General features: G+C 56.6%; 12 protein-coding genes and 1 pseudogene. 7 read left to right on the top strand and 6 right to left on the bottom strand.

The annotated features are described in order from the left end of the window. Positions 1-262: 262 nt before the first annotated feature. The 4 genes from P0120_11020 (at position 263) to P0120_11005 (ending at position 4,067) form a co-directional block, all read left to right on the top strand. The gene (locus P0120_11020) at positions 263-1,195 is read left to right on the top strand and encodes a multicopper oxidase domain-containing protein (GenBank protein MDF0674850.1); all 933 of its coding nucleotides are present in this window, start codon (positions 263-265) and stop codon (positions 1,193-1,195) included. Positions 1,196-1,256: 61 nt separating this feature from the next. Then, on the top strand, positions 1,257-1,700 hold the full coding sequence (locus P0120_11015) for a group 1 truncated hemoglobin (GenBank protein MDF0674849.1): 444 nt from the start codon (positions 1,257-1,259) through the stop codon (positions 1,698-1,700). 275 nt (positions 1,701-1,975) lie between these two features. Then, positions 1,976-2,434, top strand: a complete 459-nt coding sequence (locus P0120_11010; protein MDF0674848.1) for a cytochrome c — start codon at positions 1,976-1,978, stop codon at positions 2,432-2,434. 295 nt (positions 2,435-2,729) lie between these two features. Further along, positions 2,730-4,067: a sigma-54 dependent transcriptional regulator gene (locus P0120_11005; protein MDF0674847.1), complete on the top strand. Its 1,338-nt coding sequence runs from the start codon at positions 2,730-2,732 to the stop codon at positions 4,065-4,067. 345 nt (positions 4,068-4,412) lie between these two features. On the opposite strand, the gene P0120_11000 is transcribed toward P0120_11005, so the two are convergent. The 6 genes and pseudogenes from P0120_11000 to P0120_10975 form a co-directional block, all read right to left on the bottom strand. Then, complete coding sequence (locus P0120_11000; GenBank protein ID MDF0674846.1) at positions 4,413-7,265, bottom strand: TIR domain-containing protein; 2,853 nt, start codon at positions 7,263-7,265, stop codon at positions 4,413-4,415. Between the two features lie 331 nt (positions 7,266-7,596). After that, positions 7,597-8,475 carry a hypothetical protein gene (locus P0120_10995; GenBank protein MDF0674845.1) on the bottom strand — a complete coding sequence of 293 codons (879 nt, stop codon included), beginning with the start codon at positions 8,473-8,475 and terminating at the stop codon, positions 7,597-7,599. 11 nt (positions 8,476-8,486) lie between these two features. Beyond that, positions 8,487-8,954, bottom strand: coding sequence for a thioredoxin-dependent thiol peroxidase (bcp, locus tag P0120_10990; protein ID MDF0674844.1), 468 nt, complete (start codon positions 8,952-8,954; stop codon positions 8,487-8,489). A gap of 21 nt (positions 8,955-8,975) precedes the next feature. Then, positions 8,976-9,434 (bottom strand): hypothetical protein, encoded by a 459-nt coding sequence (locus tag P0120_10985; protein ID MDF0674843.1) that lies wholly within the window; start codon positions 9,432-9,434, stop codon positions 8,976-8,978. A gap of 19 nt (positions 9,435-9,453) precedes the next feature. Beyond that, a pseudogene (locus P0120_10980) lies at positions 9,454-10,071 on the bottom strand (DUF507 family protein). Between the two features lie 5 nt (positions 10,072-10,076). Next, positions 10,077-10,460, bottom strand: a complete 384-nt coding sequence (locus tag P0120_10975) for a cyclophilin-like fold protein (protein ID MDF0674842.1) — start codon at positions 10,458-10,460, stop codon at positions 10,077-10,079. Positions 10,461-10,555: 95 nt separating this feature from the next. Here P0120_10975 and P0120_10970 point away from each other — a divergent pair, with 95 nt between their 5' ends. The 3 genes from P0120_10970 to P0120_10960 all read left to right on the top strand — a co-directional run bounded on the left by P0120_10970 (position 10,556) and on the right by P0120_10960 (position 12,601). Then, positions 10,556-10,888, top strand: a complete 333-nt coding sequence (locus tag P0120_10970; GenBank protein ID MDF0674841.1) for a hypothetical protein — start codon at positions 10,556-10,558, stop codon at positions 10,886-10,888. After that, the gene (locus P0120_10965; protein MDF0674840.1) at positions 10,885-11,640 is read left to right on the top strand and encodes a protein phosphatase 2C domain-containing protein; all 756 of its coding nucleotides are present in this window, start codon (positions 10,885-10,887) and stop codon (positions 11,638-11,640) included. The genes P0120_10970 and P0120_10965 overlap by 4 nt, the downstream gene beginning before the upstream one ends. A gap of 82 nt (positions 11,641-11,722) precedes the next feature. Next, positions 11,723-12,601, top strand: coding sequence for a nuclear transport factor 2 family protein (locus tag P0120_10960; protein MDF0674839.1), 879 nt, complete (start codon positions 11,723-11,725; stop codon positions 12,599-12,601). The last annotated feature ends 65 nt before the right edge of the window (positions 12,602-12,666 follow it).

Here is a 12,666-nt window from a genome sequence, read left to right as displayed (position 1 = left end):
TGTTACCTGTCTATCAACACTAGTGGTATGTATTCTGCCACGCCGCTATTCCAATGGCGTCAGTCCTTGCGAGACAGGGCCCTTGTGTACTCGGCAGAACACGCTATAAAAATTTTCTTTGTATTTTCTCCTCAGAATTTGGTAGATAGTTGGCCCGGCGCCTGCTTGACGAGTGAGGGAGGGACCTTATTCGCCGCGCTCATCAGTGCAGCGCCTCTTTTCCATAAAAAACTAAAGGGAGGCTACTATGCAGAGGTTTCGCATGCTCACATCCACCCTGGGACTTGCCGTCCTCTTTGGAGCCAGCGGCTGTATCACGATGCCCGGGTCCGCAGCGGCGAAGGTCCATGATGTCACGTTCACGGCGACCGAAACGGAGATCGTCATTGATGGTGCCGGTACGAAGTACAAGGCCTGGACCTTTAACGGTCAGATGCCCGGGCCGGTCGTCCGGGTGACGGAAGGGGATACCGTCAACTTCACCCTTGTCAACCCCGAGACGAACGCCAATGGACATTCGATGGACTTTCACGCGGCTGAGATCGATTTCTTGAAGAACTACCGCGAAATCAGGCCCGGCGAGACGATCAAATATACGTTCGTAGCCAAGAAACCCGGCGTGTTCTTCTATCACTGCGGCGCACCGCCCATGATCCAGCACGTGGGTCGCGGCATGTTCGGGGCGATCATCGTTGACCCAAAGAACGCGAATGCCTGGCCCAAAGCCGATCGGGAATTTGTCCTGGTGCAATCCGAGCTGTGGAAGAACCCGGATAACGTGCAGGCCATGTTCGATCGGAAATTCGATCACACCATCTTCAACGGCGGCGTCTTCAAGTACCATCCCTTCTTCCCGGGATCGGAGCCATTGGAAGTCAAGGTCGGTGAGCGGGTACGAATTTACTTTGTGAATGCCGGCCCGAATGAATTCTCTTCTCTCCATACAATCGCCGAAATCTGGGACAATGTCTACGAAAGCGGCAATCCAGCCAACAAATTTACGGGGGTTCAGACCTATGTGGTCGGTCCAGGCAGCGCAGCCACATTCGATATGATCGTTGATGAACCGGGAGCCTATCCTATCGTGACACACTCCTTAACGGGAGCCTTGCGAGGTGCGATTGCCGTGGTGGTAGCCAACCAGAACCCCAAGAAGTATGACAGCTTGATGCCACTCACCCCTTGGAACCCTTAATCAATAAGCGGGGTACGGCCGTCATACAATTATTCTATTCTTACAAAAAGGAGCAGACGACATGAGATTCTCGAAGCAGATAGCGACGGTTGCCATTGCCGTGGCAGCCACCTGGACATTGAGCAGCGCGACATCCTTTGCCGCTGAGCGGTCGCTCTATGAGCGGCTGGGCGGACAGGGCGCCATTCAAGCCGTTGTCACCAAATTCATCGGCAATGTGGGAGCAGACAAGCGCATTAATGGCTATTTCGCGACCACCGATCTCAAGAACCTCAATAAACTCTTAGTCGAACAGGTGTGTGCGGCGAGCGGCGGGCCTTGCACCTACACAGGTCGAGATATGAAGACGACGCACAAGGGTATGAAGGTCACAACGGCCGCCTTCAACGCCCTCGTGGAGGACCTGGTCAGTGCGTTGGATACTTTCAACGTCCCGAAGAAAGAAAAGGACGAGTTGCTCGGCGTCCTCGGGCCGATGAAGAAGGACATCGTCGAAGTTCCCTGATGACACAGTCAGGACTCGCAGTGATGATCACTGTGGTAGTCCTAAGTTAGTCTCTCGCCAAGCTCGGGCCGGTAGGTTCGGGCTTGGCGAGGTCCTCAGTTGGAATCCCAAACCTGCCTCTAACTCGACTTCGACCTGATCATTCTTCACAGGACATGGGCACTGCCACTGAGGACCATATCGTGTTATCATATTTTTCAATATTTGCGTCTCCGGGCGCGCCACCTGAGCAGCCATCTGGCGGTAACATCACTGGTAATCACCAAGGAGGAATCATGAGAGGTACGCGTATAGTCATGACAGTATGCAACATAGTCGCCGTTGCCTTGTTGAGTACGGCAGGATGGGCCGCTCCCGAGGCCGACCCATTGAAGCCGCGTGTCCCGGAGGCTGAACGGGCCGAAGTACGGAAGGCAAAGAGCCCTTTGACCGTGACACCCGACATCATCGCCAAAGGCAAGGAACTCTACGAAGGCAAGGGGACCTGCGTCAACTGTCATGGCCTGACTGGAGCAGGCGATGGCCCCGGCGGAATGTTGTTGTCGCCGGGCCCTCGAAACTTCACGAACTGCAAGTTCCACAAGAAGCGGAACGACGGAGAACTGCACTGGATCGTCAAGAACGGAAGTCCCGGTACCGGTATGCCGGCCTTGATAAAGGGAGGCGTCATCACCGAGGAAGAGGCCTGGATGACCATCGCCTACGAACGAACCTTCTGTAAGGAGACCGAGTAGCTGCTGAAAAAATCTGGATTCACCCATTTACGGAGAGCTGTCAGTCGAGACCATCGACTGACAGCTCGCTGTAAATTACCTCAATCCCAGTCCCACTGTTCTCCAACATTCCTTCTCAAATACTTCCGGAATTAGTTCTGTTACTGCCGCCCCACGGAAAAATCAGGTTGCCATAGCTTCTTCTGTTAGACCTGTTAAATTCCCTCGCTTTTCCCCTTTCCTTCCGTACGCAAAGAAGTGTAAGGTATTCGTGATTACGATGGTTCGGATGGAGGCTATAACCGGGAGCACTCCGATGAACCTTCAGACGTTTCTCCTTATTTCCAAAGACTCCGGACTCCGGCAGCTAGTCCAGGTTGCCGCTCCTCAAACAAAAATCTACTCTACCGAGAACGTTTCAAAAGGACTCTCACTCTGGCCTGAGATTTCTCCAGCTCTGGTTCTGGGTGAAGGTAATCCCCATACTCTGTCTCCGCTGCTGGAGTATGCTCGCCAAACGCCGGAATCCTCGCCGTTGCTTGTGATCGGGGAACGCCATTCCATCAAAGACGCGGTCGAGATCATGCGGGCCGGCGCCGCAGATTACCTGACGAAGCCCGTTCTTCTCGAAGACGTACAAACTGCCATCACTCGAGCGCTCAGGCATCCTAGCTCGGCTTCGCCCTCTTCCGCACAGGATCCATTCTCCTCCATCATCAGCCTTTCCCCGCAAATGAATCTGATGAAGCAACTGGCAAAAGAAGTGGCCCTGACTGACGCAACCGTCCTCATCACCGGTGAAAGCGGAACCGGCAAAGAACTGTTCGCGAAAGCCATCCACCACTACAGCCTCAGAACCAACGGTCCCCTGGTTGCCTTGAATTGCGCCGGCATCCCGGAGAATCTCATCGAGGCGGAGTTATTCGGTTATGAACCAGGTGCCTTTACCGATGCCAAACGGTCAAAGGCAGGCCGGTTTCAAATGGCCGAGGGAGGAACACTGTTTCTCGACGAGATCGGTGAAATGAGTCCCACCGCTCAAGCTAAGCTTCTACGCGTGTTGGAACATCACACCATCGATCCTTTGGGGGATACCCGAAGCCGTACCGTCAACATCCGCATCATCGCCGCCACCAATGAGGATCTGCTTGCCCAGATCAAGGCCGGTCGTTTTCGCCTCGACCTGTACTATCGATTGAACGTCTACCAGCTGCGCATTCCACCCTTGCGTGAACGACTTGAGGACATCGAACCGATCCTCTTGATTTTTTTGGAGCGGGCCAGACAGGAGCGCGGGTGCCGCATTAGGGCGATCGCCCCGGCAGCCCTTACTGTCCTTCGGAACCACGACTGGCCTGGAAATGTACGCGAGCTCCACAATGTCGTTGAATGGCTGACCATCACATGCAAAGCAGAGATCATTCAGCCTGCTCATCTACCGGCATCCGTGAGAACCACTTCCCCGACCAATTGCCTGAGTCAGAGCTCCAAACCATCGTTGCTGGCCTTTGGGCTGTCGTTTCAGGACATGGAAAAGCGGATGCTTGAGGAAGCGTTACGGAAGTCTTCGGGCAATGTCTCGGAAGCCAGCCGACTCCTCAAAATGACCAGGAACACGCTGCGCTACCGTATGGCCAAATACCACCTTTCTTAATATGTTCCTGGAAGCACAAGAGGCACGGGTGACTTTCGGTCAGCCGTGCCTCGCACAGTACTCGCGCTGCGTTAAATCGCCCTCGTAGGACGCATCAAGATGCTTGCCCCAGTACCCCGACCCATGTGCTTCACCATCGGCTTGCGCCTTCCATCAAAGCACTTACACTGCACCACCATAACTCTTCAGTACAGGTGGGACTGTTGGACGCTTGCGGTTTGCCATCGAAAGCGTGGCGTCCCGCATCGTGCGATGGACGATGCAGCCGCCTGATCTCCGCCGCTAGATCAGAAACCTTTCCAGGGTATCAGCTGGTTAGCGACAACCATCACCCAATCACCCGATTCAGTGTTCGTTGTCCAGCCTCGGGCTCTCATTCGCCAACGGGCACGGCTGCGATGGGGAAGGGAAGTACTGCCGGCACTCTTGCGGCGTCAGGACAGGTGGGCGGCGGCCGATTCTGTTCAGCGCGATCTTCAACAATTCCTGAATGTCCAACGTGTAGGTCTGCACTTTGTCGAATGCACTGGCCGCGAGGTGTCGGCCGTCGCGCTGGAACGTGACTCTGTAGAGTGGCGCCAGGTAACTGTGCAGCGTCAGGAGCTCTTGCCCAGAACCGGCCTCCCAGATTTTCACCGTGCCGTCCGTGCTGGCACTGGCGATGCGCGTGCCATCGGGACTGAAGACGACATCATTCGCCGATTCCTGATGTCCCCGAACAGTCATCCGCTCACCTCCGCTCTCCGCATCCCACACTCTGACCAACCCATCCTGGCTGGTCGTAGCCAGCCACTTGCCATCCGAGCTGAACACGACCTTCGTGATGCTCTTAGTATACCCACGCAGGGTGCGCAGCTCGCTGCCGTTGCTCGCATCCCATATCTTGACGGTCCTGTCGAAGCCGCCGCTCGCCAGGCGCGTTCCGTCCGGACTGAATGCCAGTGACGTGACTAAGCTGTCATGCCCATGCCGTTTGAACAGCTCGTGTCCGTCGTTCCAATCGAATATCGTCATCTCACCACCGCCCGTGCCAGTGGCGAGGTGCTGACCGTCGGGGCTCATGGCAACGGCTAACACACCGATCGTGGTGCTGGTCGGCCGCAGTGTCGCCAACTCCGTTCCATTGGCCGCGTCCCACACCTTCGCGGTGTGGTCGGCACTCCCAGTGGCCAGGTATTTCCCATTCGGACTGAACGCGATCGCTGTGATGTGGTCAGCATGGCCACGCATGGTCACGAGTTCCTTCCCTCTGGCAATGTCCCACACTTTCGCTGAGTTGCTGTCGCTGCTGATCGCGAGGCGCGTTCCGTCGGGACTGAAGTCCGACGCTGCAGCGTCGTAGGTGTCTTTTAATGTCACCAACTCCGGACCGCTCACCGCATCCCAGATCTTCGCGGTTCCGTCCCAGCTCGCGGTCGCAACGCGCCTGCCGTCTGTGCTGAAGACTACGCCGGCGACGAAGTCGGTATGACCGCGCATGGTGGCGAGTTCGGACCACGTCGTGACCAGGTCCCAAATCCGCGCGGTCTTGTCCCAGCTGCCTGTCACCAGAAATCGACCATCGGGACTGAAAGCAATGGCGTCGATCGTGGACTCGTGCCCCTTGAGCGATGTTCGTTCACGGCCCGTGCTGGTATCCCACAGCTTGGCGACGTTGTCAGCGGCCGTCGCGAGCAACTTGCCGTCGGGACTGAGCGCAACACTCTCGATGCCGAGAACACCGTCGCGAACGGTGAGCAACTCGCGTCCAGTGCTCGTGTCCCAGATCGTCGCGGTACGATCGGCGTTCGCCGTCGCAAGATATCTGCTGTCGTGGCCGAAGGAGAGTGCCTCGACATTCCCGGGAATCAGGGCCTTCGCGGGGCTCCCGTGCCCTGCGAATGTCAGTCGCTCCTGCCCGGTCAAGGCGTTCCACAACTGCGTCTTGTCCCCGTTGGCGGTCGCGAGGAACCGGCCGTCGGCGCTGAGCGCGAGTGCATTCACCCGGTCGAGGGAACCCTGGAGGATCAGGATTCGTTTTCCGGTGCCCGCATCCCAAATGCTGACCGTTTCTTCTGGACGACCTGTCTTGGTGAACTGGCCATCCGGCGTGAAGCCCAAAGTCACCTGACTCGCGGTAACGAGGCGCCTGCCATCCGGACTGAAGGACAGCGCATTCACCGGGCCTGCAAAATCCTTAATCGTGAGGAGCGTGGCGCCAGTGGTTAGGTCCCAGATCCGTGCCGTATTGTCGGCGCCGCCCGTCGCTGCTCGCGTACCGTCCGGGCTCAGTGCAATCGCATTGACATGTCCAGCGTGCCCCTGCAGTGTCGCTCGCGAGAGGGAAGCAAAGACCGCATGTTGTAACGCGTTTTCCGCCGACGTGACCGGCGGCTCGTTCCGTCGCAGGGTGGTGTTCACGGCTTCGATTGCGAGGATCAGGCTTCGTTCCGGATCCTGATTCAGGCTGCCGTCTGCATAGGCGGCCAGTTCTCGCGCCTGGGCCTGAGCCGCATTCGTTTCAGCGATGTTGCGTTCGGCTCTTGCACTGTTTCGTTGGATGAATGCAGTGACGGCGAGCGCGGAAATCACGACCAGCAGAGCGGCCGCTACAGCCGCGAGTCGCATCGCCGCATTCCTGGCGTTACGCGCATCCTCCATGCGCAATTCCGGCACCTGTTCGGGTTGAATGTTGTGAACCGCACCCAGGATGGTGAGCAGGCGCGTGCGCAGCGACTGGCGCAGATAGAAGTGATCTCGCCAGGATGAGAAGTGCCTGAGGTCGACGATGGTAATGCGTGGAAACCGCTCGAGCAGGTGAGCCGGCAGTTCGGCATCGAAGTCGCCCTTCGCCCGAGCGACAACAATATTCGTCTTCTGGGGAAGGTTGAGGAACGTATCGATCTCACGTTCGACCCAGTTCGGTTGCCCCGTGGCCTGACGGCGAAGCGTGTCCGGGGTGGCAATGACAATCAGAGTGCGTGACGACTTCAGCGCCGGTTCTATGTTGTTCGTCCAGAAGTCCTCGTTGGCACGTTCGAAGGCGGTGTCGAGGTAGACATGCAGTTTCTTGTGTGTCGCAGAAAGCGACGGCGGGAGGCGGTAGTCCTGAAGGCGCCGGCGCAGCCATGTCGCGACGCTCGTCCCGTCCGATCGTCGATAGCTGATGAAGGCGTCATACAAATACTCGTCCTGATGTTCAGGGTCACCGTCCTGCATTGACTCTCCCCTTCCGGCGTAAACGCCCGGGTCGCTCTCGGAGAACACCTCCGTCGCCTTGACCTCTTGAACTGCCGCAGGGCGGGCGAAACCAGGAATTGATGCTATGTGTCCACGGCCCTCAGGAACTATCTGATTCAGACGTGTTGCGCCGACGCAACAACCGACGTCAGCCTTATAGAACAAGAACGAATCCGCTTTATTGTCAGCCGATTCATGAAAACTGTCAATCTCCGCAGAAGGGATGAAGTTATTCTGGCAGTTCGCTTGAAGAGAGTTGCTTATAATGAGATTTGGGTGAAGGACGGATCAGATTGCTCACTTGCCGTCACTACAGTTTCTTCCTCACCTCCTTCCAATCTTTCGCCACCTTGGCTTTCCGCGGCACGTCGCCCTTTATCGGTTCCGGCACGATGACGGCTTCGAGACGCCGCTGCAGAAACGCTTCAGCAAAGGCTTTGGTTCGACCGACTCCGATCTTGATGGTTTTCCAGCCCTCAGCATGGAATTCGTCGATCTTTGCCCCTAAGGCTTGAGGGTCCGACGGTAACGTCATCACATAGCCGGTTGGGAACTTATGCGTCTTCAGCCAGTCTCTCGCCTCAGCACTTGCCTGAACTCCATCTCCCCCGGCAGACACAGCGACGACATAAATGACCCGATAGTAGAACTGGGTGAGCTTGCCGAGTTCATCGGCCGCCTCAGCCATTGGTCTTCGTTCCGACTCGAACGCAATCCCCATGGAAGGGACACGACTCGGCGTCGGTTCTTCGATCAGCGAAGATAGCTCGATCGTGAGGATGGGATGCCGTTTTTCCCATACAGCCAGGTTGGCCTGTCCTTCCGTCGAAGCCACGCGAGGGCTGTTACCGACGCGGACCTGGACTGGCACTAGACCTTGGGCCTTTGGGATATAGGTGAAGAATGCCCTGCCGTCCCCACCGGTCATGCCCGTGGCGACGACCTTCCCGTTCACTACCAGTTCAACCGGTTCTCCTCCCAGTGGGCTGCTGGCCAAGAGACCTTTCGAGATCAATTTAGCTTCAATGGTCGCCGCGTGAGTCGGAGACGTGAACGCATCCTTAACAAGAATCGTTGCGGAGGATTTCTCCGCAGCATAGAGAAGAGATGTGCCGATGAAAATGGCAGAGAAAGAAATGAGAGAAAACCGGAGGATGCGTAAGAAGATGGCCGTTGACTGCACAGCCATCGGTCCTTCGCCTAGGCCTTCAGCGCCTTGAGCACTTCATCCGCGTGACCATCGACTTTTACCTTCCGAAAGATCGCCTTCAGCTTGCCTTCGGGATCGATGACGAACGTGCTCCGCTCGATACCCCAATACTTCTTGCCGTACATGTTCTTTTCCTTGTACACACCGTACGCCTTGGAGATCGCCGCATCTTCATCGCTGAGCAGCGGAAACGGCAATCCGAATTTCTTGATGAATTTCTGGTGGGACTCCTTTCCATCCAGACTCACTCCGACGATTGCGCCTCCGGCCCGCAGAATCTGCGACTCCACATCCCGAAAGTCGCAGGACTCTTTCGTGCACCCCGGCGTATCGTCTTTCGGATAGAAATACAGCACGATTTGTTTGCCCTTGAAGCTCTTCAGAGTCACCGTCTTCCCATGCTGATCTGGGATCGAGAGTTCCGGTGCCTGATCTCCGACCGCAAGCTCTTTACTCATAGGTCCGTCCTTGTTCGGGAATTAATAACCGCCGGAGGGCATGCCACCGCCGAACGACGAACGGCGCGGCGTATTGGGACGCATCTTGGCCTTGTTTTTATTTTCTGGATTTCCGTATGGCGAAAGCGCCGGCGAGTCCCAGATGACTTTGTCTCCTGGTGCTAAGTCGGCAGCTGCTATAAAGTGTTGCCGCGCGAGTTCAGAATCCCCAAGCGCATTCAACGCCAACGCATAGTTATAATGAGCCTGGCCGGATTGTGGTGCTGCGGCAACCGCTTGTTCAAAGTATTGCTTCGCCTCTACAAACTGTTTGGCCTGATACGCTTGCGTTCCCTGTTCAGTCAGCGCCGTAGCCTGAGACTTCACCGCACCGTCAAGGGCAAGCGGCACGAGCGGCTTGCGCTTCTGCGAACAGGCGGTCATGCCGACAAGCACCAGCACGATACTCAAGACTGCCAATCGTTGTACGGTCTTTTTCATGACAACGCGACCTCAACCTTCAGACTTTCATCTGTTTGCGCGTTTCTTCCTCGAACAGCTTTCGATACAGCACGTCCCACTCGTTACTCCCTTCAATAATGCCTCGGGAATACGACGCGAGTTTGGCTTTCACTTTTCGATCAATCTCCTGTTCCTGGACCAACTCGGCAGCCAACACGCGCTTGATCTCTTTTAATAACCGTGCATCATCGCTCTTGACTCTCGCTCCAGCATATTGCTTGACTGCCGTGAGAATCACATGGGAGAGATGACTGACTTTGTCCTCACTCAACATGCAACACGCGTCGCGGGTCGCTCGTCGCTCGTCATTCGCAAGCGCTTCACGTTTCACGCTTCATAAAATGATGCCTCGTTCACGGACTAACTTTTGTTTCACCATCTGGAACATCTTCTGATAGTCGACCTGCCCTTGCTCGATCTGATGTTCATAGGCCTTCAGCAGTTGCCGCACTTCCGCATTCACACGATCCTCAGCGGCTAACTCATGCGTGATGGCCTGCTCCAATGCCTCGACGAATCCCTTGCGCTCTCCGACTAGCTCGAGGTGACCTTCCGCTTGGAGACGACCGGTGAGGCTCTCGGCTATACGCCGCCCCCGCTCTTTCGACAGCCGCATCGCATTCACCCCGGTTCGAGATGAATCGTCGGGACTTCCATGACCTGCCGAAATCGGCTCGCATCGCCGACAATCCTCCCGATGATATTCACCCGATCAGCCGGCACCGGATCGGCCCCCAAACTCATAGGGGTTCTCCCAAAAAAGATCGCCAGGACCTTCCCTGCTCCCCAAAAAGCAATGTCTCCGACCTTCACCTGAGTCGTCGCGGTTTCCCGATAGTCGCGGACTCCAGGAATCGGGAAGTAGAATTCTTCTCCCCATGTGCTGACCGCAGCCGTGACCGGAAGCGCGGCGTAGACTTCATCGGCCGTCTTCGTCTTTCTGAGTTCTGCCTCCAGCTGAACTCCGCCCACAGTAATACGAATCCGCTTTGCCGGCACGGTCATGCGATCGATGATCCACCTGTCTCTTCACTGCATTCTTCGTGATGCTCGGAACTGTAACTTGTCTCCTATGCGAAATCAAGGCTACAATCCCTGAGATGCCGACCTTCAGCCTCATCTTTCTACCAGGCGTTGGGGCAGTCCGCCGCTGGCAACAGGAGGGTTTGTTCGAGCAGCGAAGCTTGCGTAATCACCCGTCCGTAGACGCCCTATCCGAACATCGCAAGATCTGGTACGATGAAGCACCGCTAGAGGCGTATGAGACCTGCCGATCTCAGGCAGGTTATCTCAACATCAAAACGACCGACGCCTCGCCCAAATCGGGAGTAGCGATGGTCGTGGGACTTCATCGCGAGGGAAAAGCGACGAGCCTGGTTTGGTTCGGACTCTCCGCATTGTCGACCACTCTTCAATCGACCTATTCCCAATGAGTACCTGGATCGGCATCGGTCGGAGCGAAATCGGACTCGTGCGCACCCTCAACCAAGATGCGTTCGCTGTCATCGATGAGGTGGGGGTCTGGGCCGTCGCGGATGGAATGGGTGGTCATATCGGTGGGGAAGTCGCCGCTCAGACCGCTATCGCCACGATACAGGCCGAGGCTGCAGCATCGAGCCGCCTGCTCGGTAACGGTCAAACGTCTCCCACAGATGTGTTGACGGACCTGATCAGCCGAGCGCATGACGCCATCCTCAATCGGTCCAGATCAAAATCCAAGCTGAAAGGAATGGGCACGACCATCGTGCTGCTGGCGATCATTTCCGGCCCTGCCCCGGTCGCATATCTCGCCCATGTCGGCGACAGCCGTGCCTATCGATTTCGATCGGGCACGTTGACCCCTCTAACCAAGGACCACACGTTGATCGAAAAATACCTGGAACGCGGCATCCTCACGACAGAATCGGCGAAAACACATCCGGAGCGGCATGTGTTGACGCGTGCGTTGGGGGTAGGCGCGACGGTGAAACCTACTATCACCGCTTTTCCCATACTTCCGGAGGACCTGGTTCTGCTTTGCTCGGATGGACTGACCAAGATGCTGGAGGACGAGGATATCCGAACAGTATTCGCCCCCGGCGAACTCAATCCGACTCTTCTCTGTAACCGCCTCGTCACCGCTGCGCTCGATCGTGGCGGCGAAGACAATGTCACCGTGGTGGTGGTCGCTCCTCGTTTGTCCTGATTGTACTTCGTTGTTGACATGGTCAGTCAGGCCGTGTAGTTTCCCTTCTCATTTGAACCTTGTCGCATACATGGAGCTCTTTATGCCCCGAGGGGGATGGTGTGTGTGTGGGAGTCTGTTCCTTGTTATCGGCTTTACTCCGGTGGCGAGCGGCGGTGACCTTCCAGACCCAGAAACGGCTATTCGTCAAATGGTCAGGGCCAATGCGGAAAAAGACCTCCCGACTCTGTCTCGGCTCATGGCTCACGATGCCGACATCGTCAGTTACTCGGTCGGTGGTCGCAAATACGTGGGCTGGCCGGAGTTCGAACGGGAAATGCGGGAGGAATTCATCAACGCAACGAAGATTGAGATTCCGATCAATGAACTCAAGGTCTGGACGAAAGGCGACCTGGCCTGGTTTACGATGGAGCTCGACTATACCCGCTACGTCGGTGAAGGGTCCAAGGTGAAACGGACCGTGCTTCCGTTAAGGGAAACCGGTGTCCTCGAACGTCGTGCCGGCCGTTGGCAACTGTTGTCGTGGCACGAGTCCTTTCGATCCGCTCAATTAGGAGGTTCCCTCGCCTCACCATCGATGGCAGCAGGATCGCAAAAGCTTGTCAGCAATGATGCTGCCGCAGCGGTCCTTGACGTGAGCGGAGAATGGGAGATTCTCGAGGTCGAGGACGAAAAACGATACAAGGCCACGCTGGACAAGAACGGCAATGGGCCGTACACCCAACATGGCGGCCGCTTCGTCACCACGAAGATTGCCGATCGTCTGTGGCAAGGCACCTGGCAACAACCCGGCAACGATCGTGAAGGAGGTTTTGAAGTCCTCCTCTCTGAAGACGGCAGTCAGGCGAAGGGCGTATGGTGGTATACCCGCGTGGGCACGCATAAAAACATTCCGCCGCGCGAACATGGCGGTACCTACCAATGGAATCGGCTCACGCCGATCCCCGCCGACGCCCAATGAATCCGTTCACGTGTTCAACCATGCCACCAAGTCGGAGCCCGGTTCCAATCACCGCTTTACTTCCT

Origin of the sequence: Nitrospira sp. (genome assembly GCA_029194675.1) — a bacterium.
Lineage (GTDB): Bacteria > Nitrospirota > Nitrospiria > Nitrospirales > Nitrospiraceae > Nitrospira_D.
Note: the sequence above shows the minus strand (reverse complement) of the source record. Positions and strands in the feature narration are given on the sequence as shown.